A 21,891-nucleotide genomic window follows, 5' to 3' on the forward strand; every position below is an offset into this window, starting at 1 on the left:
CCGGGCGGCCGCCGCGCGCCCCCCCGCCCGCCCCCCCCCCCCCGCCCCCCCCCCCCCCCCCCCGCCCGCCCCCCCCCCCGCCCCCCCCCCCCCCGCGGGAGTCACCGGTTTCGCCATCGCTCCTGCCCCCGCCGCATCGGTTGGTATCGTCATAGGACCCACACTAGACGAGTGGCTCCGATGCCGCGTCAGCGCCCGTGAGCGCTCAGGGTGCGGAGCCATGGCAGGTGATCTTCCAGGCCCATCCGCGTCCACCAGCGTCCGCCGGCTGCGGTCCCCGCCGGGCCGGTAACCCCGGTTGCTATCTGATGGGGAGGAGCCCGCGGCGGTGCGGGCCCGATCCAGGCCCGGCCAGGGCCGGAACGGTGTACGGGTGAAACTCGATTTCGGGAATGGTCAGGATTCCGTCGGCGCGGGCGTCCGCAGCGGCGGCCAACACGGCGATGTACCAGCGCATCCCGGCCGGATGCACCGGCACATCCGACCGAACAGGCAGGTCCGGCAGATGCACTGGGCAGATCTGGCCGGACGGCTGGCGGTGGCCGCGCTGCTGGCCTTCAGTGGCTACATCCATCTGGATCTCTACCGGACGGGATACCGGGTCATTCCCAAGGTCGGCACGATGTTTCTGGTTCAGGAAAGCGCCTCGTTCGCGGTGGCGTTCCTGCTGCTCATCAGCGGATCGTTCGTGCTGCGGCTGGGGGCGGCCGGCCTCGCGGGCGGAGCGCTGGTCGGATTCTGGCTGTCGCGAACGGTGGGCGTCTTCGGTTTCACCGAGCGCGGCCTGAACCCGTCGCCGGATGCTCTGAACAGCATTCTCGCCGAGGTCGGCGTCCTGGTCATCCTCGCCGTGATGTTCGCGCCCGTAGCGATCCGCTGGCTGCGACACCGTGCTGCCACCAGCACACCCACTATCGTCTGACCGCTCCCACCACCTCGGCCCGAACCGCCCACCGCCATCGCTCGGACAGTCCCCGGCGCAGCCCGGACAACCCACAACGGCCTGACGGGCCGCGTCGGCGGGTTATCGGAGCACAGGTGGAGGGCTGATACGGGATTTGGGCCTGAACTCCTCGATTACCCCTCCACGTGTCACAGCGGCAGGCGGGTTCCTCGGGGTTGTGGTCGATGGGCGGATGAGACGCCGCGGAGTGTCTGCCGTTGGCAGATCCGCGGACGGCGCAACCGCCTGGCGGCGCCGGTGGGAGCCTCCTACCGTTCGCCACATGAGCGCCGTCCCTCGCAGCAACGCGACGAGCCCGGTGGGCATGACGAGGCTGCTGCCGAGTCTGTGTTTTCTGCGGTTCCCGGTCGGGCACGTCTACCTCTGGCTCGACGACGACGGCCTGACGCTCGTCGACTGCGGCGTCGCCGGCTCCGGTGCCCGGATCGCCGCCGGGATCCGCAGCCTCGGCCGCGATCCGGCGGACGTGCGCCAGCTCGTCCTCACCCACTTCCACCACGACCATGTGGGTGCGGCCAACGAGATCGCCGCCTGGGGCGACATCACCATCTGCGCCCATCGAGAGGACGCGCCCGTGATCCGCGGCGAGGTACCCGGCGCCCCACCGGTCCTGCTCGACTGGGAGCGTCCGATCTTCGCCCAGGTCACCGCCGCCACCGGCGGCACCATCGGCTCCGCGGCACCGGTGCGCGTCGACCGCGAACTGGACGACGGAGACACCCTCGATCTCGGCGGCCAGTATGCCCAGGCCGTCGCCGTCCCCGGCCACACCCCCGGCAGCGTCGCCCTGCACCTGCCCGACCACGGTGTCCTGTTCACCGGCGACACCGTCGCCCGCGCCCCCGACGGCCAGGTCATCCTCGGCGCCTTCAACATCGACCACGCCACCGCCCTCGACTCCCTGCGCCGCCAGGCCGACCTCAACCCCGAAATCGCCTGCTTCGGCCACGGCGACCCCGTCACCGCCGACGCCGGCACCGCCCTCCGCCACGCCCTCGCCCGCCACCTGCACTGACTTGCCTTCCGGATGATGTTGATGATGCGACCACCGCTGCCGGTGCGGTGCACGGTCGCGACGGCGGCCCGGCAGCCGGTGAGCAGGCCGAGTACGTTGACCTCGCACATCGCCCGGTCCTCGTCGAGGATGGGGCGGTTGCTGGCGACGCCGGCGTTGTCGACCATCACGTCCAGCCGGCCCGCCCGGTCGGCGATGTGGTCTACCAGCGCCGTGCACGCGTCCGTGCGGCGGCAACACCCGAGGCCCGCCCGGACCTGGTCCGCGAGCTCAAGGCCGCCTCCGCGGCTGCTGGGACATCCTGCGACGAGATCCCGACCTCAGCTCGACCCCCGACCCTGCTCCCACTCCCACTGCGGGTCCCCATGCGGTTTCCGGTTCGGTTCCCGATTCGGTTTCCGGCCATCCGAAAGGGATCAGGCCGTAGCCTCGTCGCACACCAGGTGTTCATGCGGGGAGGGACGTGCGGTGGCTGACGTCGAGGATGTGTGCCGACTGGCGCTGGCATTGCCGGGGGTCGAGGAGATCCACAGCGAGGGCTTCGACTTCCGGGTGGGCGGCAAGGGGTTCGTCTGGTCGTATCCGGAGCGCCTGCCAGGACAGCCGCGGCGGATCCGGACCGATGTCGCCGTGCTCTACGTCGGTGACGAGGCCGAGAAGCAGGCTCTGCTGCGCGGCGAACCCGATCTGTTCTTCACCACCCCCGGCTACGACGGCCTCCCGCTGGTGATGTGCCGCCTGGCCGCGGTGGACGTCGACCGGCTGACCGAACTCGTCATGGATGCCTGGCGGATGCGCGCCCCGGACGAGCTCACCGCCGAACTCACCTAGGGTGCATCCCGTGGATCTTCGATCACCCCCGCCATCCACACGTGGCCACCGCGGAACCACCAGACGCGCCCCTGGCAGCGCTGTTGCCGCCGTACCCGGAGTCATCCCCCGAACCGTGGTCGCTCAGCCCGGCTATCACCGTGCCCAGCAACCACACATCACCCCCCGACCCCCCACTCCCCCGATCGCAACGGCCCCCGGTCCACGAAAAACGGCCTGGCGCTCACCGCCGAGACGGCGTGGCGCTGCGCACCACTGAGACCACGTGGCGCTGCGCACCGCCGAGACCGCATCGCGGCCCTGCCCTTGCCGGTTACAGGCGGGCGAGGAGCTCGGCCTTCTTGGCGGCGAATTCGGCGTCCGTGAGCAGACCACGTTGGTGCAGGTCACCGAGCCGCTCGATCGTCGCCAGAATCGCCTCCGCAGCCACGTCCGCGCCAGCGACGCCGGTCGCAGCCGCAGACCCGGGCGGGCTCACGACCACCGGGCGGGCAGGGTCGGCCAGGTCCGGGGCGGACTGTGGAGCCGGAGCCGGAGCCGGAGCCGGAGGCGGGGGTGCGGACGGGTCGGGGGCAGCGGGGCCTGCCAGTGGGAGGCTGTCCACGGCGAAGGTGCCGTGTTGGCTGGTGAACACCAAGGTGCCTGGGCGTCCACCCTGTTGCTGTTGCACGCCGCCCACACGGCAGTCGCCCGTGTCGTAGATCCTGACCGGACCACCGTCGCGTTGGACGACCAGCCGCCGCGCGCCCGGGAAGACCGCGTACCGGGAGTCGTTCTGGCTGCCACTGGAGCTGGGTTGCCCCAGCTCACCAGGCCACCAGCCGCCCAGGTTCGTCGGACGGACCCCGCCGGGCTGCCCCGCGCTGAAACCAGCGGAGCCACCGAAACCGGCGAAGCCCACGGAGCCACCGAAACCGGCGGAGCCCGCGGAGCCCGCGGAGCCACCGAAACCGGCGGAGTCCGCGGAGCCGGCAGGACCCGCAAAGCCGGCATCGGATGATGTGGCACCGGTCGGCGGCGCCGGGTTCGCGGACTCGAACAGCTCGGTCGAGGCCAGCAGTGCCGACAGCTGCGCGGCGAGACCACTCACCTTGGCCTGCAGGCCGGTGTTGAACATGTCGCCGATCATCGTCATGCCACCGGCCATCCACTGGCCGCTGCCGCCGAGCTCGGGATGGGTGAACTGGGCCTGGCTGCCGTTGCCCAGCAGCACCGCCGCCAGCAGCGTGCGTACCGCGTCGGTACTCACGCCGTATCGGTCGGCGAGATCGGCGACGGCCTGCTCGCCCTGAGCGCTCAGCCTGCGCATGGTCGTCTCCTCATCAGGCCCGCAGGAGGGTGACGGGACGGCCGGCGGGGCTCGTGATGGCCGTGATCGTGGTGCGATCGGTGATCGGCGGTGCGTCGGGGCGGCTGTCGAACACGACGAGGATGCCATGGTCGAGGCCGAGGCGCTCCAGGTATCCGTCGAGCTGGCGCAGCCCGGCCGGCAGGGGACCGGCCTGGCCCGTCCGGCGCTACCTGCAGTGCCAATGCCTCGCGCTGCCAGTGACGTTTTCCGTCCGGCGACGTCCAGGGCCAGCGGACGAGCAGATCGATCCAGCCACGACCGACGCCGTACTCACGACCGACATAGCCGCCGCCGTTCACGACCCGCAGCAGGAAGCCCCTGACGACCAGCTGGCGCGCGGCCTCGAGCGGCAACAGGCGCTTCACCGGGACAGCGGAGATGCCAGGCTGGCCAGGACTGCCGGGTCAGGCGGCCTCGACGCCCATCCGGGCGGCATGACCTCACGTGACCTCGGACCGCGATGCCCGAGACGCACAGCTGCCGGCGGCCAGCCGGACGGCGAAACCCCTGGTCACCAGGCCGGAAAACAAACCGACCCGGCAGGGTTTCCAGGCGCCGACCGGAAAGAAACGAATGCCGGTGTGGGGACAACCACAAAGCATCGGCCGGCCGGAAGGTGCGGGACCCGATGGTGGGGGCGGCCGGCCGGGACCTTCTACGCTGAATCGGTGTGCCGGATTTCCTTCGGGCGTGGGACGTCCGACAAGGCCGAGGAAACAGGCCCGTGGATAGCGTGACGTGCGCCGGCAGGTTTCTCGGCCGGTGCGCCGAGCCGGGCGGCGCGGGGCCGTCTGACCGCCGGGCCCGTCCCCGCTGGCGATAACGACACATTGATTGTGGCTGCCCGGCGGCGGTCGTGACACCCGAAGCCGGGGCCGCGTACGCCAATGCCGGCAGCGGCATCACCATCGGGAGCGGAATGTGACACTTGTGCACGATACGCCGGCCGGGCACGCCGACCCGCCGGCAAACGACGCCCCACCCAAGGCCCTGGGGTCGCTGCTGCACTACCTGCGGACGACGTCGCACAAGGACATCGCGGTGATGTACACCCTGACGTCGCTTGTCTACTACGCGTTCGCGGGTGTGCTGGCCATGATCATCCGGGCCGAGCTCGCTCAGCCCGGACTGCAGTTCGTGTCAAACGAGCAGTACAACCAGATCTTCACCATGCACGGCACGCTGATGCTGCTGATGTTCGCGACACCGATCGCCTTCGCGTTCGCGAACTACCTGATTCCGCTGCAGATCGGCGCGCCGGACGTGGCGTTCCCGCGACTCAACGCGCTGTCGTTCTGGTTCTTCTTCTTCGGCAGCCTGACGGTCATCACGGGCTTTCTCACCCCCAGCGGCGCCGCGTCGTTCGGCTGGTTCGCCTACGCACCGCTGTCGAACGAGGCCTACTCGCCGGGGCTCGGCAGCGACCTGTGGCTGGTGGGACTGACCGTCTCGGGTCTGGGGACCATCCTGGGCGCGGTCAACTTCATCACGACGATCCTGTGCCTGCGGGCGCCGGGTATGACGATGTTCCGGCTGCCGATCTTCACCTGGAACGTGCTGGTGACGTCGATCCTGGTACTGATCGCCTTCCCGGTACTGGCCGCGGCGCTCATCGCGCTGGAATGTGACCGCCGGTTCGGCTCGCACATCTTCGACGCGGCCAACGGCGGGTCGATCCTGTGGCAGCACCTGTTCTGGTTCTTCGGGCATCCCGAGGTCTACATCATCGCCCTACCGTTCTTCGGGATCATCACCGAGATTCTCCCGGTGTTCTCCCGCAAGCCGCTGTTCGGCTACAAGGGCCTGGTGTACGCGACCATCGGCATCGGCGGCCTGTCGATCGCGGTGTGGGCGCACCACATGTACGTCACCGGGGCGGCGCTGCTGCCGTTCTTCTCGATCCTGACGTTCCTGATCGCGGTGCCGACCGGCGTGAAGTTCTTCAACTGGATCGGCACGCTGTGGCGGGGCCAGCTCACCTTCGAGCCGCCGATGATGTTCGCCATCGGCTTCCTGGTGACGTTCCTGTTCGGCGGTCTCACCGGCGTTCTGCTGTCCAGCCCGCCGGTCGACTTCCACGTCAGTGACAGCTACTTCGTGGTCGGCCACTTCCACTACGTCGTCGCCGGCCTGCTGTTCGCCGGGTTCGCCGGAATCTACTTCTGGTTCCCGAAGGTCACCGGCCGCATGATCAACACCCGGCTCGCCAAGATTCACTTCTGGACGATGCTGGTCGGTTTCCATTCGACGTTCCTGGTCGACCACTGGCTCGGGGTCAAGGGCATGCCGCGCCGCTACGCCGACTACTCGGCGCAGGACGGGTTCTCCACCCTGAACATGATCTCCTCGCTGGGCAGCGTGATTCTGGCGCTGTCCACCCTGCCGTTCCTGCTGAATCTCTACATCTCGTACCGCAAGGGCCCGATCGTGCGGGTCGACGACCCGTGGGGTTTCGGGAACTCGCTGGAGTGGGCGACCTCCTGCCCGCCGCCGCGGCACAACTTCACCACGCTGCCGCGGATCCGCTCCGAGCGCCCCGCGTTCGACCTCCACTACCCCGAACTCGCCGGCGACGTGGACTTCCACGCCACCCCCGAGTTCACTCCGGCCCCCAACAAAAGGGGCCTCAGTTCCTGACCACTGTTTCCGCACGACACCCGGCACGCGCCGGTGAACCGCCCCGGTCTCCTGGTGGGACCGGGGCGGTTCGCGTTTTCCGCCCGCCGACGAGGGTCGCCGACCACCGCCGGCGGGCGGGAAACCGATGCCGGCGAGCCGACGGTCCGTTGCGGCTACGCTCAGCGGTCACGCCAGTGCGGTGTGCGCTTCTTCGGGAACGCGCGGGTGCCCTCGTCGGAGTCGTCGCTGGTGAGCAGGTCGTCGACCGATCGTCCCGGGTGGTCGGGCTCGCCGATGCGCTCCGAGAACTGTCCGGCACCCACGATCACGGGGGTTCGGGGATCCCGCGCGTCCGTCCCGGGACTCCGCCGTGTCATAGGTAGCAAACTAACGACCGGACACCCCGACGGCTGAGGATCACGAGCGAGGCAGAGGACAGGACATGACCACGACAGTGCGGACCAAGGATGTTCTGCCGGTCGACCCATCCGCCGAACGGCAGCACGAGGTGCTGCGTCGCCAGCGGGCCGCGTTCCTGGCCGAGGGGCCGCCGAGCATCGAGGTACGCCTCGACCGCCTCGACCGGTTCGTCGACGCCGTACTGGACCGGGCCGACGACCTGGTGGCAGCGCTCGAAGCCGACTTCGGCACCCGCTCGCCCGCGACCAGTCTGAGCGCCGACATCGTCTCGATCGTCGGCGAACTGCACCTGATCCGCGCCCGGCTGGCCGACTGGATGCGCGACGAACAGGTGCCCGGATCGGCCGAACAGGGCGTTCCGACGTTCATCCAGGTCCGGCCGAAGGGTGTCGTCGGCGTGATCGGCCCGTGGAACTTCCCGGTCACCCTGGTCGCGATCCCCGCGCTCGAGGCGCTCGCCGCCGGCAACCGGGTGATGATCAAAACCTCGGAGATCCCGTCCCGGACCGCGGACGTACTCGCCGAGGCGCTCGCCACCCGGATGCGTCCCGACGAGGTGGCGGTCATCCGCGGGAGCGCCCACACGGCCGCCGCGTTCGCCGCGCTGCCGTTCGACCATCTGATCTTCACCGGCTCCCCCGAGGTCGGCGCGCTGGTCGCCGAGGCCGCGGGTCGTAACCTGGTGCCCGTCACCCTGGAACTGGGCGGCAAGAACCCGGTCGTGCTCGGCTCCGACGCGGACGTGGACCTGGCCGCCGCCCGCACGGCCGCCGCCCGTCTGGTCAACGGCGGCCAGGTGTGCCTGTGCCCGGACTACGTCTTCGTCCCGCGGGCGCAGCGGGACGCGTTCGTCGCGGCCATGGCCACCGCCATCCGGGCCCATTTCCCCACCTATGCCGCCAACCGGCAGGCCGTCGCCCTCGTCAACGACCGTAACTACAACCGGGTACGGGCCCTGATCGACGATGCGGTCGCCCACGGCGCCAGGGCTGTCACGATCACCCCACCGGGCGAGGAGACGGCCCTTCCGGACCCGGCGGCACGGATGATCGCGCCGACGGTGCTGCTCGACGTCACCGCGGCGATGCGGGTCGCGCACGAGGAGATCTTCGGCCCGGTCCTCGTCGTCTACGGCTACGACCGGCTCGCCGAGGCCCTCGACCACATCACGGCCGCGCCGAGCCCGCTGGCCGCCTACTGGTTCGGCGACGACGAGGCCGAGTTCCACGAGTTCCTGACCCGCACGACCTCCGGCGGGGTGACCCGGGGTGACCTGCTGACCCACTGGGGGGTCGACGGCGCCCCCTCGGGTGGCATCGGCCGCAGCGGGATGGGCGCCTACTCCGGCAAGATCGGCTTCGACACGTTCAGTCACCGCCGCACCGTGGCCACGTCCCTGAAGCCGACCGGCTCCGGCCAGAACCTGCTGCCCCCGGCCAGCACCGCCCGCATCGATGCCCTGCACGCCCTGATCGCCCGGACCCGCGCCGACATCACCGCCCGCCGCACCGACGAGGCGGCCGGCTGACAGGCGTCATCGGGCTCGAACGCGCACCGGCCCCGGAGGCAGGAACCCTCCGGGGCCGGTGCGTCGGTACTGCTGTTCAGTTCAGTGTCAGCTCAGTGCCATGCCGCCGTCGTGTGACGGCGTCCCACCGTCACACGTTGACATTGCTCGAGTCGTGCGGCGGGGTCTGGGGCGGCGTGTGGGCGGCGGTGCCGTCGGAGACCCGGGCCGGGCGCTCCTCGGGCGGTTCGACCGAGACGTGCGGGGTGATCCGGTCCAGCCAGCGGGGGAAGAACCAGTTGTTCTTCCCGAGCAGGTGCATGAGCGAGGGCACCAGCATGGTCCGCAGGATGAACGCGTCCAGGAACACCGCGGACGCCAGACCCAGACCGAAGATCTTGATCGGCCGACCCGGCGAGACCAGGAAGCCCAGGAAGACCGCGATCATGATGATCGCCGCGGCAGTGATGATGCCACCGGTCTCGGCCTGGCCGATGGTGATCGCCCGCCGGTTGTCCCGGGTGTGGATCCACTCCTCGTGCATCCGGCTGACGAGGAACACCTGGTAGTCCATCGACAGGCCGAACAGAATCGCGAACAGCATCACCGGGGCCCAGGCGTCGATCGGCCCACCGGGGCCGCCACCGAGTGCCTCCGACGCCCAGCCGTACTGGAAGATCGCCACAGTCAGGCCGAACGAGCCGGCCGCGGCGAGCAGGTTCATCACCGCCGCCGTCAACGGGACGACCAGGCTGCGGAAGGCGAGCAGCAGCAGCAGGAACGACAGGCCGACCACGACCCCGATGAACAGCGGCAGCTTACGGGCAAGCACCTTGGCGAAGTCGACGTTGACCGCCGTCTCGCCGTAGGTGTAGATGCGGTTCTCGGTGCCCTTGTACAGCGGTGGCAGCACGTCCGAGCGCAGGTGACGCACCAGCGAGTAGGTCTTCTCCGACTGCGGCGACGTGGTCGTCTTGAACGACACGAACGCGATGTCGCGAGTCAGCGGCTTCGAGCTGACGCTGCCCGGGTCGATACCGGGCTGGGTGGACAGCGCCCGCGACACGCGCTGCAGATAGGCCTGGTCGGCGGCGCCAGGCCCGCTGACGACCGCCTCAAGCGCGGAGTTGTACCCGACGCCGAAGTCCGAGGCGATCAGGTCGTAGCCCGTTCGGGTGGTGGAGCTCTTCGGGTCGCTGCCCTGGTCGCTGCTGCCCAGCTGCAGTGAGAAGAACGGCAGCGCGAGCACGATCATGACGGCGCCCGAGATGACGGCGATGACGGCCCGGTTCTTGCCGACGAACTGCGACCAACGAGCCCAGAAGCCGATCTGGCTCTCGCCGATGAACTCCCCGGCACGCACGGCCGCCCGGTGCTTGCGGGTCAGGACCTTCAGCCCGAACAGGCTCAGCAGCGCGGGCAGCAGGGTCAGCGAGGCAATCATGGTGAAGCCGACGGCGAGGGCCGTCGCGACCGCCATGCCGTTGAAGAAACTCACCCCGAGCGCGATCATGCCGAGCAGGGCGACGCACACCGTGCTCCCGGCGAACAGCACCGCCCGGCCCGAGGTGTTGATCGCCGACACGATCGACTCGCCGAGCGGCATGCCGCGGCGCAGGTTACGCCGATGCCGGGTCACGATGAACAGCGCGTAGTCAACGCCGACACCGATCACCATCAGCTCGGCCAGGTACGGCGTGATGTTGGAAGCGTTGATCACGTGGCTGAGGATCTCGATGAAGCCGAGACCGCTGACAAGCGCGGCGACGGCACTGGCCAGCGGCAGCACGGTCGCGGCCACCGTCCGGAACACGATGGCAAGGATGATCAGCGCGGCCGCGAAGCCGATGAACACCGATCCGCCCGAGCCCTGGCTCTGCCCGATGCCCTGGAACGCGTTGCCGGTGAACTCCACCTGCAGGGCCTTGCTGTCCAGCCGCTTCAGCGCGTCGTAGACGTGCTTGAAGTTCTCCGGCTCGAAGTGGTTGTTCTCCCACGTGATCGAGACCAGCGCGGTGGTCGACCCGCGCGCGGTGTTCAGCAGCTGGCGGTTGCCCGCCGCGGTGGCCCCGCCCTTGGCACAGTCGATCGACTGCCAGGGGGTGGAGATCAGCGCGACATGGTCACCCGAGGTGCACAGCTTCGCCAGGGCCGGCGCCAGCTGTGCCGGCGCGCCGGTGAAGGCGCCGCCAGCGTTCTTCAGGACGACGGTGCCCGTCGCGCCGCTCTGGTTGTCGAGGCCGGCATTCTCCAACAGGTCGGCGACGGACGCGGTCTCGGTGTGCGGGAGGCTGAACGTGTCCTTGTAGGCCGCCCCACCCATCGCCGCAGCGATGATCTGGGCCGCGACGATCACCGTGATCCAGCCCACGATGACAAGCCATCGGCGGCGGATGGCGAACTCGGCAATGGTCTTCATCAGTTCTCCTGCTCAGGGCCGCACGGTACGCGGCGTCTGGGAGGGCGGACGACCGGCAGCGGATGCTCCGCGCCGATATGCTCACGGTGCTACGGTGATGTTCCGGGCTGCCGAAAGAGCCGCCGGCCGGGGGAACCCGTCCGGTGTGCACTTCCTGGGCTGCGCACCCTGTGAGGCTGTGCACCTCCTGGGCTGTGCACCCCTCTGGCACCGACCATCGGGCCTGGTCACCTCTGAGCCTGGTCACCTCCATGGATGTGGGCGTCAACGCGTCAACGCCAGGCCGGGTCCCGGTGGCCGGCCAATGCGAACATAGCGTGCCCGGTGGGAACCGGTGCGCCCGGCCACCGCACAGTCATACCTCGAATCTGTCATCTTGCCGACGCAATATCCGGCCGCCAGGCCAGTGGGTTCCCGGCCGACAACCAGCAGACATCCGGCGTTCACACCGAACCAGGACGGTCACCGCGCGGATCCCGTCGGACGGCTCGCCGCCAACCGGTCACCGGGCACCCACTCCCGCGGGCACACGCGATCGCCACGGGGCGGCGACGGCCGCGCCCGCACGGCGGAAACCTGCCGGGAGAGAACAGCGACAGGTGGTACGTGCAGTCGCGCCCCGACTCCGTGCGTCGGTGGGTCCATCGGTCCACAGTCGAGGGGTCGGCCAGGAGAAACCGCAGAGGCGGATGCCAGCATCGCCTGCTGCCCGGCTCGACCATCGGGTCTCCCGCGGGGCACTGCGATCGCCTGGTCCCTTTCCCTCTCCGGGGTGCGGGGGCGCGACCGTTTCCGGGGCCGTCCGGCCAGCACCATCCAGGCCGGCAAGGCAGCGGCCGCCAATCCGGCAGCCGACCAAATTCTCACACAGCGTACATTAACAAAAGCCCCAAATTATCCAGAAGGTGCTTTTTCGGTCAGTACCAAGTGACATATTGTGAATATATAGTCATACAATTGTGTGCCGACGGATACCGTGACCCGCACTGAAAATCGAAATTCGAAAGGGTCCTGCCGTGAAGGTTCGCTCACTGTCGGCGCTTCCCGTTGCGTTACTGTGCCTTGTCCCCCTGGCGGCCTGCCACAGTGGTGCGGCCACCTCGGCCTCGGGCTGCGACGGCCCCGGGGTGTCGAAGAACGAGGTCCGGGTCGGTCTCATCTATCCGGACACCGGGGCACTCGCCAGGACCTTCCTTCCGGTGCGCTCGGGGCTGAACGCCAGGCTCGGCGCCGTAAACGAGTCCGGCGGTGTGAACGGCCGGCAGATCCACTACACCTGGTCGGATGACCGGGGACGGCCGGACTCCAATGCCGTGGTCAGCCGGGAACTTGTGGAAAAGGGCCAGAACTTCGCCGCCATCGAGGCGACCGCGGTATCGGCCGGCGGAGCCGCCTATCTCGCCGAAAACAACATCCCGGTGGTCGGCATCGCCGCGGAACCCGCGTGGACCCAGTACCGGAACATGTTCACCTATCAGCTCGCGCAGAATGCCGCCCCCGTCACCGATGCCGTCACCACCTTCGGCAAATATGCACGCGCACAGGGCGGCACCCGCGCACTCCTCGTCTCGGATCCCGCCGGCCTCGGCATCTCGGACGGCATCGCCAGGCAGATGCGCGGCAGCCTCGAGTCGGCCGGTATTTCGGTCCTGTCCGCGCCGGCGGACGAATCACCCAGCGACCGCCAGGTCGCCGACATCGTTCGGCTGGTCAACACCAACCAGGTCGATGTTCTGACCAGCCCGCTGACGATCGCCAGTTTCGCGCGGATCGTCGCCGCCGTCCGGCAGAGCGGTGCACGACCCAAGGTCATCCTCAGTGACAACCAGCCGCCCAACGCCGTACTGCTGCAGCAGTACGGCCCGCTGCTGGCCGGGCTGACCACCTACATCATCCAGCCGCCGGACCCGGGCTCGCCGAGCGCCGCCGCCTACACGGCTGCCATCACCCGCTTCGCTCCCGAACTCGGGGACAAGCAGGACGCCCTCGCCGAGATCGGCTACATCCTGGGCGACATGGTCATCCGCGGGCTCGAGGCCGCCGGCCCCTGCCCCACCCGGCAGAGCTTCATCACCGGTCTGCGCGCCGTGAAGAACTACACGGCTGGTGGCCTCATCCCAGGCGTCGACTTCGAGCGGGACTTCGGCAGGGTGCCCGTCTGCTATCCGTTCACCGCGGTCAACGCCACCGGCACCGGACTGACCGTTGTCTCGCCCAGCTTCTGCGGAGAACGCATCACCATCTGACGACGACGTGGGATCAGGTGCCGGTGAGCGACTGGCCATAGACGCGATCGACGGCCAGGGTGATGAGGACACGCCGATCAGCGATCATCGCGGCCCGGTAGTCGTCCCAGTCGGGGTGCTCACCGGCGGCCCGGCGGTAGTAGTCCACCAGCGCCTCCACCTCGGGCCCGAGCGGATCGCCGCTCGGGTCGGTGAGCGTCACCGTCCCTTCGGCCGTGGCCCACGATCTGCCGTCGGGGCTGGTGACCTCCAGTGCGGCCCAGGGTTCACGGCGCAGGTTCGCGGTCTTGGCCAACCCATGACGGGTGGAGATGAGGATGACGCCGGCCGGCTCGTCGTAGAACGGCAGCACGGGCGAAAGCTGCGGGCGCCCGTCCGACCTGATGGTGGCGAGAACGCCGAGTCGGCTCCGCTCGAGCAGCGCATGCGGGTTGAACAGTGATCCGGCCATGCCGCCATCTTTGTCCCGGACGGGCCTCGCTGCCACGCAACCCGACGATCGCGGCCACGGTGGCGGCGAGGCGTCCCGCCAGCAGAGGTGACTTCGGTACTGTGCGGTGACAATGCGTGTCGCGGCAGACGGATGGATCACGTGAGGGCCGGATGGATCTGAACGCGGTTTCGGCGATCGTGACCGGCGGGGCCTCCGGGCTCGGCGCGGCGACCGTGCGGCGCCTGGCCGCCCGCGGCGCCCGGGTCGTCATCGCGGATCTGGACGACGCGCGCGGCAGCGCGGTTGCCGACGAGGTTGGCGGCGTGTTCGTCCGGGTGGACGTCACCTCCGCCGAGGAGGCCATCGCCGCCACCGAGCAGGCGAGCGCGCTCGGCCCGCTGCGGGCGCTGGTCAACTGCGCCGGCATCGCCTGGGCCGCCCGCACGATCGGCCGTGCGGGGGGATATGACGCCGCGCACGACCTCGACGCCTTCCGTCGGGTCGTCGAGGTGAACCTGATCGGCACGTTCAATGTCACCCGGATCGCCGCGTCCGCGATGGCGCTCACCGAACCGCTGGCCGACGGAGAACGCGGCGCGATCGTCAACACGGCGTCGATCGCCGCGTTCGACGGGCAGATCGGCCAGGCCGCCTACTCGGCGTCCAAGGGCGGCATCGTCGGGCTGACCCTGCCCTTGGCCCGCGATCTGTCCGTCGCCGGTATCCGGGTGAACACGATCGCCCCGGGACTGATCGACACGCCGATCTACGGAACCGGCCCGGAGGCAGCGCCGTTCAAGGAGAAACTGGCGCGCGACGTGCTGTTTCCGACCCGCCTCGGCAGGGCCGAGGAGTTCGCCTCGCTCGCCGTCGAGGCGCTCACCAACACCTACCTCAACGCCGAGGTCCTGCGCCTCGACGGCGGCGCCCGGCTGCGTCCCAAATAATCAGGGCGACGAGTCCTCGGCGGGCGCCAGGGATTACTCTGCGGACGCCCGGGGCTCGGCCGGCACCAGGGGGTCGGTAGCCGGCAGGGAGTCAGTAGCCGGCAGGGAGTCAGTAGCCGGTAGAGAGTCGGTAGTGCGCGGTGCCGGGGGCTGGTCGAAGGCCGGCTCGGCGCGTGTGCTGCCAGGGACGAGGTAGGCAACGATGCCGGCGGTGAGCCACACACCGGCGCCGATCACGGCCGCCGTGTCGTAGCCGCCGACTCTCGGCAGCCCGCCGTCACCGGTGGAGTATCCCTCCAGAACGGTGGCGCTCAGTGCACTGCCGACGGAAAAGCCGATGAAGCGCATGACCTGGTTGACGCCGAGTGCGCTGCTGCTCTGCGTCGCCGGGACGGAACGCAGGATCAGCCGTGGCATCGCGGCGAACACGCAGCCGACGCCGAGGCCCGCCGCCCCCATGACCAGGCAGATCTCCCACAGGGAGCCGTGGGCGAACCGAAACTCGAGCATGGCGGCGACAAACACCGCGCAGCCGATGGGAATGACCGGCCGGAATCCCAGCCAGTTCTCCAGCCGGGCCGCGACCCGGCTGGAGATGACGCTGAACACCGAGAAGGGAATCAGGACGAACCCGGCGACGAGCACCGTCTCCCCCAGCCCGTAGCCGGTGGACACCGGGGTCTGCACGAACCGGACGACCAGTGACAACAGCAGATACATGCCGACACCGGCCAGTACCGCGGTGAGGTTCCCGGCGAGCACCGTGCGGTCACCCATGATGCGCAGGTCCACCACGGGATGCGCCGAACGGCTTTCCTGCCACACCCACCCGGCCAGCAGCACCACGCCGGCCACGAACAGACCCAGGATCCGCGGTGACGCCCAGCCCCACTGGACGCCTTCGCTCAGCGCCAGCATGACCGCGCCGAAACCGAGGACGAGCAGCACCGCCCCCCGCGGGTCGATGCGCCGACGCGGCCGGCCCAGGTCGGACGGTACGACAGCGGCGGCCAACGCCACGGCGACCAGGCCGAACCCGGCGACGACCGCATAACCGGCATGGAAGTCGAGATACTTGGCGATCAACCCGGTGACCGGGTAGCCCAGGCCGACGCCAGCGGCCGCGGTCACCGACAGGACCGCCACGGCGCGCCGGGCCCGTTCGGCCGGCAGATGGTCGCGCACGATCGACATGGCGATCGGCAGCAGACCGTTCGCCGCGCCCTGCAGCCCACGGCCGACGAGCAGCAGCGGAAAGCTCCCCGGGATCGCCGCCAGTACCGACCCGAGCACCGCGGCCAGCAGCCCGCCGAGCAGCACCCGCCGCCGGTGCGGCCCGTCACCGAGGCGGGTCAGCAGCGGCGTGCTGACCGCGCCGCACATCAGGGTGATCGTCAGCGACCACTGCGCCGTGCCCTCGGCGAGGTCGTACGCTCGCGCGATCGTCGGAACCAGCGGCGCCCCGACGCTGCCGACCAGCGAGATCAGCAGCCCCACCAGGACCAGGACGGGCAGCAGTGCCCGCTCCCGCCGCGCCGGCAGCCCCGCGACCGCCGAACCGGACGGCTCCCTGACGGCCGTCATGATCGGTCACCCCGGTCGTCGGCCACCCCATCGCCCATCATGGTTCTCCTCCCGCGGCGGTTGCCCAGCGGCCGGCCGGCCCGCATCCGATGGCCTCCACCCGACCCGAGCGACGATCCCTCCACCTGTCAGGGACATCAATCCATCTATCAGGGACTATGTCGCATGCCGGGGCGCCGTGCGTCGTCCGAGAACAGCGACGAACCTCAGCTCCGACGCAGGCGGCCGCCGGCGGACCAGCGCCGAGATCGTGGCGAGACCGGAAGGCCGGGTGCGCTGCGTCTCGACCTGCACCGGCCTCGCCGCCGGGCCGTCCGGGTCTGCCGACGCCGTTGTCACCGCGATCCGGGCCAGGGCGGTGCGATGTCGGGTGGGTGGGCGTCCGGCGGCGGTGCGGCGACGCCCGGCAGTCCCAGGGACGTCAGGGACGTGATGAGTGCGTCAATGCGAAGGCGGACGTCACCCGGTACCGGGCCGGCCGCATCGGCGGTGGCGCCGGCAGCGGCCAGATCGGCGGGGCCGGTGGTGCTGCCGACGAGGGCGGCCCGGTCGCTGGCGGAATCCGGCTCCACGCCTCGGCTGCTGATCAGACGTCGCAGGTCGCGCACGGCGGCAGCGAAGCCGCGGGCATCGCCACCCAGCCGGGCCTGGTCCAGACGGGTGAGCAGGGCAGCTACCGCGGGGTGCCCGGGGCGGACGTCCTGCCAGGCATCGGTGGGCATCGTGCGGTGGGCCACGTCACGCAGCACCCGCACCGCCTCTGCCCGCGCCTCCCGGTCCGGGCCGCTGCCGGCGTGGGCGCCACCGGCCGGCGCGGGTGTGGCGGGGCCCGGCCCGGTCATCTGGCCGTCCGCACGGGTCGATGCGTCGGCGGGGTAGCTGATCGGCGGGTCAGCGGCGTAGACCCGCGGGCCAGATGACGGTAACGGGTTTACCGAGGCTGTCGGCGTAGGCGACGACGTCGGCGGTACCACCGAGGCCGCGGGCCGGCAGGCCGTCCCAGACCGCGAGCAGCTGGTCGGCCTCCTCGGCGACGGCGCGACCGGCGGCGAAGAACGCCTCCTCGGTGGGGGCGGGGAAATCGAGCTCACGGGTCCGCTCGGCCAGTCCGAGCAGCTCGTGATAGCTGGCCAGATCGGACGGGGTGCTGAAGGTGGTGAGGTAGTCCCGGCAGGGGACGATCGCCACGAGGCCACCACCGGCGGCCAGGACGGTGCGGGCGAACAACTGGTCGGCGCCGGCGGCCAGGGAGCTCAGACCGACCAGGGGCCGCGCCACCGCGCCCAGATAGGCGGCGATCTCCTGGGTGATCTGGGCAACGCCCTCGAGTGGCAGGTTCTGATGGCCGGAAAATCCGACGGCGGTCACGGTCCCCCGCGCGGTCACAGTCTTCCTCTCCGGACGAGCGCCCAGTAGTGCTGACCCGTGCGGGTGAGCCGGCAGGCCGTCGAATTCACCGCGGCATAGTACAGATGCTCTTCGTCGACGGGTTCCACCAGCTTTACCGCCCGGGCCTGCTGGAGCAGCGCGAAGTCGGCCTCGTGGGCCGGATCCGCCGGCTGTTCGGTGGGCTCGTAGGACGGGTCAAGCGGCAGGTGGTGACTGGCCGTCGGGAAAAGGTTCGCCAGCCTGCGCAGCTGGGGGACGGTGATGTCGGGGCGGCTGCTGCGCAGCTCGTGCAGCCGGTCGATGTTCGCCTTGAAGGTGGGCCGCTGCTCCCAGGCACCGAACATCTCCGACAGGTACGCGTACAGCCCGGCGAGGGTGATCTGGCCGAGGATGTCGGCCGCGCCGCCGTCGAGCGCGTCCGCCAGGTAGGTGCTGAACACGCCACGGCCGCCGGCCTCGAGCGCCTTCTGATCGCCGCGGGTCGCGGTCAGCAGGGAGACCCCCTGAGGCAGATACGTGTTCGCACCGTCCAGCTGGGGCACACGACCGGCCGCCCCGCTGAAGCAGCAGTCGAGAATGATGATCACTTCGCCGATCTTCGAGTGCCGCACCATGGTGAGGACCTCGGCCAGCGGCACCCCCGGCGTGACGTGCGAGCCGTCGGTGGCGGCCAGCACGAGGTCGCCACCCCGCTGGACACCATGACCGGCGAAATACAACAGTGCGACGGTGGCCGCCGGGGCGAGCAGCTTCTCCAGGTCCTTCACCAGCCGATCCCGGGTCACCCGGGCCTGGCTGCTGGTCAGCGACACGCAGTCGAAGTTGAGCTTCTCGTCGTCATTCCAGTGCAGCAGCGGCTCGAGCGCGCGCACGTCATTGCCGCACCCGGCCAGGTCGTCGAAATAGTCGTACTCGTCGATGCCCACCAGCAGGGCGCGCTTCACCGGCGCCCGCCCAGCAGGTATCCGACACGAAAAACGAACAGCACGATGTTCTCCCCCGATGGATTCTTCGTGTGTTGCCCGGAAGTATACCGACGACCGGCGCCGTCCGACCTAGCCGGCACGCGCCGCCCCGGGAGCCGATGGAGGAACACGATAACGCGCGGCGACCGCCAGAAAGGCCGTGTTGTGTGGATAACGCCGCAGTGCGGCCCGCAGCAGGTCGCGGTACGGGGCTGCCACGATCCCATGGTCCAGCAGATGGAACACCTCACCCCACCAGACCCGCGGGCTGAGCCCCTCGAAGGCCGGCAGGCTGGGCCGTGGGGCACCGACATCCGCCACGAACTGGCGGGCCGCGGTCGGCTCGGCGAACACCATGGCAAGCTCGTCCAGCAGAATCAGCCGGTCCTCGTCGGACAGCGCCAGGTCGAACCGGACGCTGGGCGGCGACGCTGGCAGACCGAGCGCCGTTTCGGCTGCAGGTACGGCCGCTGGGAGGAGACCGAGGTCCGCACAGACGCGCAGCAGCTCGCGCGCCCGCCGGCTCGCGGTCCGCAGATACGCCTCACCGTCGGCGAGCAGCCCGGCCAGGTGCTCCGCGTACTGCAGATCGTCGGAGAACGGATCGGCATACCCGGTGGGAATGACCTCGCGCCGGGTCAGCGCACGCATGTTGGCGGTGGCAACCTCGACGTTGCGCCGCAGGTCCGCGACGGTGGTTCGCACTGTCACCGCGCGCAGCAGGTCCACCCGCAGGCTCGCGACCCGCGCTCCACCGTCGTGCGCCGGCGAGGAGGCAACCGCGGCCGGTAGGGCGGTTTCGGTCAGGTAGCCGCCCAGCTGCGTGGACGCGTCGTCCAGGCGACGGCGCAGCGACTGCGCGACGGTTCCGCGGGACCACAGCCGGTCCTGCAGGCGCAGTTTGGCGGCCTGCGCGAGGTAACGCGCAAGCGGCGGTGCCGCGGTATCGCCGGCCGACCAGGTCCAGGCGCCGAGGCCGGCCTCGCGGGCGGCGGCGGCGAGGATGACCAGGCGACGCTGGGTCCGGCGGTCCTCGCCGGCGCCCGGTTCCCAGACGGCGAACCCCGACAGGGTGCTGACCCCGCGCGACTCCCAGTCCACGGCCCGCGGGAACGCCGGCAGCGCCGGTGCGATGGCCCGGGCCAGCGCGCCGCTCGCGGCGTGCGGATAGTGAGCGAGGGCGTCGAAGGCGGGCAGGAGGCCCTGGTAGATCCGCGCCTCGTCGAGCAGCTCCGAGCGCCACGGCGCGCTCGCCCGCTCCCACCTGGCGTCCAGCGGCGACCAGTCCGAACCGCTCGGCCGCTGCCCCGTCCCGACGTCCGTCCCGGCTGCTGCCGCGGTCGGCGCGAGCACCGCTGACAGGCCAAGCAGACCATGGTCGCGGCGCAGCACCGTCTGGAACACCCCACCGCCGTCACCGGGTGCCTGCTGGACCGCGACCAGAGACCGTCCGGGCAGCTCCCGCCAGGACGTGGGCAGCTCGGTGAGGACGTGGACGGCCGTGGCCGGGGAGGTCAGGCCGAACTCGGTCCGGCACGCATACCAGAGCCCACGCAGCAGCCCGTAACCGCGTTCCCCCAGCGGCCCGCCGTCAAAGGGTGCGTACACGTGCACGACCAGTTCGGCCGACCGCAGGCCGGCCCGTCCGCCGGCGCCGGAATGATCCATCACGGGGTCACCAACCGTAGCGAGATCGACAACCTGCCAGCGCGAGGTGACGCAGGGCACAGAACCCGGTGAGCCCGACCCCGGCCACCATCGATATTCCGCTCCCCCTCTGACGAATTTTGCTTTTCCCCGGTACCGGAACCGAACGGGCGAGACCGCGCCAAGCCGCCTGGACCCGGGTAGGCCCGGCCAACTTCGCGCCTGTGCGGTAGCCGGACCGTACTATCTCGTAGGTCACATCTGTGGCATCAGCGTGATCGGGGCCACGCCCCGGCTGGATCTTGGAGGTCGCACGTGGCGGGATCGTCTGGGCGGCGGCGGTGGACCGCGGCTGAGGTTCCTGACCTGCGAGGAAAGACGGCGGTCGTCACCGGGGCGAACAGCGGAATCGGCTTCGAGACGACGCGGGTGCTGGCCGATCGCGGCGCCACTGTCATCATGGCCTGCCGCAACCCGGTGAAAGCGGAGGCGGCCCGCACGCGTGTCCTCGCCGAATCGCCGGAGGCCGACGTCCATCTACTCGAGCTGGACCTGAACTCCCTGGCCAGTGCCCGTAAGGCCGCCGACGCACTCGTCACCGAACGTCCCACCATCGACATCGCGATCAACAACGCCGGCGTGATCATGCTGCCCCACGGCCAGACCGAGGACGGCTTCGAGCAGCATTTCGGGGTCAATCATCTGGCGCACTTCGCGTTCACCGGGCTCATCCTGCCCGCGGTGCTTGCCTCCAGCGCGGGCCGAATCGTCACGGTCGGCAGCAACGGCCATCGGATGGGCCGACTGGACTTCGACGATCTTCCCTTCGAGCAGGGCTACAAGCCACTGCGCGGCTACGGGCGTTCGAAGCTGGCAAACCTGATGTTCGCTTATGAACTGCACCGGCGGCTGGCGGCGGCGGGGGCCTCGGCGATCTCCCTCGCCGCGCATCCGGGGGGCGCGAACACCGACGCCGGCGGCTTCGGCGGTGACAGTATGAAGCGGTGGTCGGCGCTCATGGACCACATCCCCAACCCGATCGTCCACTCGGCGCACAAGGGCGCCCTGCCGCTGCTGCGGGCCGCGGTCGACCCGGCGGCGAAGGGCGGGGACTACTACGGCCCGCGCGGGCTGCTGACGATGACCGGCCCGCCCGTCGTCGTGAAGTCCAACGCCCGCTCCCGCGACACCGACAGCGCCCGCCGGCTGTGGGAGGTCTCCGAGGACCTCACCGGCGTCACCTTCCCGCTCTGACGCCGGATCCGCCCCGACCACCTGCACCCCGACCACCTGCACCCCGACCACCTGCGCCCCGACCACCTGCGCCCCGACCATTCGAACCTGACGCCTGAACCTGACGCCCTGAGCCTGGCGATCCGGACGGCCGGCGTCCGCCGTTCGGGCCGGGTCCGCCCAGGTGGTCGGGTTCGCGACTGTCGGTGTTCCGGTTGGCTTGGTGATCCGGCGGGCATCTCGCGTAGGGTCAAAACGACCCGGTCCGCCCGCGGCCGACGCCGTCCGCGGGCCGGGGCAGGGCGAGGTGGGGAGGACGTC

At 70.2% G+C, this 21,891-nt stretch carries 17 protein-coding genes and 1 pseudogene; 8 read left to right on the forward strand and 10 right to left on the reverse strand.

What is annotated here, in order from left to right:
* The first annotated feature begins 505 nt into the window (after positions 1–505).
* Both ND747_RS11990 and ND747_RS11995 read left to right on the forward strand, forming a co-directional pair.
* Positions 506–922, forward strand: a complete 417-nt coding sequence (locus ND747_RS11990; RefSeq protein WP_251733599.1) for a hypothetical protein — start codon at positions 506–508, stop codon at positions 920–922.
* A 304-nt stretch (positions 923–1,226) separates the two neighbouring features.
* Entirely contained in the window at positions 1,227–1,979 is a 753-nt protein-coding gene (locus ND747_RS11995) for an MBL fold metallo-hydrolase (RefSeq protein WP_251733600.1), read from the forward strand.
* Between the two features lie 47 nt (positions 1,980–2,026).
* Here ND747_RS11995 and ND747_RS12000 read toward each other — a convergent pair.
* A pseudogene (locus ND747_RS12000) lies at positions 2,027–2,149 on the reverse strand (SDR family NAD(P)-dependent oxidoreductase); the annotation flags it as partial.
* A 298-nt stretch (positions 2,150–2,447) separates the two neighbouring features.
* Between ND747_RS12000 and ND747_RS12005 the strand changes: the two are divergent.
* Entirely contained in the window at positions 2,448–2,810 is a 363-nt protein-coding gene (locus tag ND747_RS12005) for an MmcQ/YjbR family DNA-binding protein (RefSeq protein WP_251733601.1), read from the forward strand.
* A gap of 313 nt (positions 2,811–3,123) precedes the next feature.
* Here the strand turns inward: ND747_RS12005 and ND747_RS12010 are convergent, their stop codons facing one another.
* On the reverse strand, positions 3,124–4,119 hold the full coding sequence (locus ND747_RS12010) for an SHOCT domain-containing protein (protein ID WP_251733602.1): 996 nt from the start codon (positions 4,117–4,119) through the stop codon (positions 3,124–3,126).
* A 963-nt stretch (positions 4,120–5,082) separates the two neighbouring features.
* Between ND747_RS12010 and ctaD the strand changes: the two genes are divergently transcribed.
* Complete coding sequence (gene ctaD / locus ND747_RS12015) at positions 5,083–6,798, forward strand: cytochrome c oxidase subunit I (protein ID WP_251733603.1); 1,716 nt, start codon at positions 5,083–5,085, stop codon at positions 6,796–6,798.
* A gap of 161 nt (positions 6,799–6,959) precedes the next feature.
* Here ctaD and ND747_RS12020 read toward each other — a convergent pair whose 3' ends face one another.
* Positions 6,960–7,109 carry a hypothetical protein gene (locus ND747_RS12020; protein WP_251733604.1) on the reverse strand — a complete coding sequence of 50 codons (150 nt, stop codon included), beginning with the start codon at positions 7,107–7,109 and terminating at the stop codon, positions 6,960–6,962.
* Positions 7,110–7,222: 113 nt separating this feature from the next.
* Here ND747_RS12020 and ND747_RS12025 point away from each other — a divergent pair, with 113 nt between their 5' ends.
* Positions 7,223–8,728, forward strand: a complete 1,506-nt coding sequence (locus ND747_RS12025; protein ID WP_251733605.1) for an aldehyde dehydrogenase family protein — start codon at positions 7,223–7,225, stop codon at positions 8,726–8,728.
* A 130-nt stretch (positions 8,729–8,858) separates the two neighbouring features.
* Here the strand turns inward: ND747_RS12025 and ND747_RS12030 are convergent, their stop codons facing one another.
* Complete coding sequence (locus ND747_RS12030) at positions 8,859–11,126, reverse strand: efflux RND transporter permease subunit (protein WP_251733606.1); 2,268 nt, start codon at positions 11,124–11,126, stop codon at positions 8,859–8,861.
* A gap of 1,016 nt (positions 11,127–12,142) precedes the next feature.
* Between ND747_RS12030 and ND747_RS12035 the strand changes: the two genes are divergently transcribed.
* A complete protein-coding gene (locus ND747_RS12035) occupies positions 12,143–13,372 on the forward strand; it encodes an ABC transporter substrate-binding protein (protein WP_251733607.1) in 1,230 nt (409 codons plus the stop codon).
* Positions 13,373–13,385: 13 nt separating this feature from the next.
* On the opposite strand, the gene ND747_RS12040 is transcribed toward ND747_RS12035, so the two are convergent.
* Positions 13,386–13,823 (reverse strand): PPOX class F420-dependent oxidoreductase, encoded by a 438-nt coding sequence (locus ND747_RS12040; protein WP_251733608.1) that lies wholly within the window; start codon positions 13,821–13,823, stop codon positions 13,386–13,388.
* 152 nt (positions 13,824–13,975) lie between these two features.
* Between ND747_RS12040 and ND747_RS12045 the strand changes: the two genes are divergently transcribed.
* Positions 13,976–14,752, forward strand: coding sequence for an SDR family NAD(P)-dependent oxidoreductase (locus tag ND747_RS12045; RefSeq protein ID WP_251733609.1), 777 nt, complete (start codon positions 13,976–13,978; stop codon positions 14,750–14,752).
* Positions 14,753–14,785: 33 nt separating this feature from the next.
* Here the strand turns inward: ND747_RS12045 and ND747_RS12050 are convergent, their stop codons facing one another.
* From ND747_RS12050 to ND747_RS12070, 5 genes are all read right to left on the reverse strand, one after another.
* Entirely contained in the window at positions 14,786–16,336 is a 1,551-nt protein-coding gene (locus tag ND747_RS12050; protein WP_251733610.1) for an MFS transporter, read from the reverse strand.
* 335 nt (positions 16,337–16,671) lie between these two features.
* Positions 16,672–17,178 carry a CATRA system-associated protein gene (locus tag ND747_RS12055; RefSeq protein WP_251733611.1) on the reverse strand — a complete coding sequence of 169 codons (507 nt, stop codon included), beginning with the start codon at positions 17,176–17,178 and terminating at the stop codon, positions 16,672–16,674.
* Between the two features lie 49 nt (positions 17,179–17,227).
* A complete protein-coding gene (locus ND747_RS12060; RefSeq protein WP_251733612.1) occupies positions 17,228–17,722 on the reverse strand; it encodes a hypothetical protein in 495 nt (164 codons plus the stop codon).
* On the reverse strand, positions 17,719–18,669 hold the full coding sequence (locus tag ND747_RS12065; protein WP_251733613.1) for a caspase family protein: 951 nt from the start codon (positions 18,667–18,669) through the stop codon (positions 17,719–17,721). The genes ND747_RS12060 and ND747_RS12065 overlap by 4 nt, the downstream gene beginning before the upstream one ends.
* Before the next feature lie 111 nt (positions 18,670–18,780).
* A complete protein-coding gene (locus ND747_RS12070; RefSeq protein WP_251733629.1) occupies positions 18,781–20,358 on the reverse strand; it encodes a CATRA conflict system CASPASE/TPR repeat-associated protein in 1,578 nt (525 codons plus the stop codon).
* A 294-nt stretch (positions 20,359–20,652) separates the two neighbouring features.
* Here ND747_RS12070 and ND747_RS12075 point away from each other — a divergent pair, with 294 nt between their 5' ends.
* Positions 20,653–21,591 (forward strand): oxidoreductase, encoded by a 939-nt coding sequence (locus ND747_RS12075; protein WP_251733614.1) that lies wholly within the window; start codon positions 20,653–20,655, stop codon positions 21,589–21,591.
* Positions 21,592–21,891 lie beyond the last annotated feature (300 nt).

Source organism: Frankia sp. R82 (assembly GCF_023716925.1).
Taxonomy (GTDB): domain Bacteria; phylum Actinomycetota; class Actinomycetes; order Frankiales; family Frankiaceae; genus Frankia.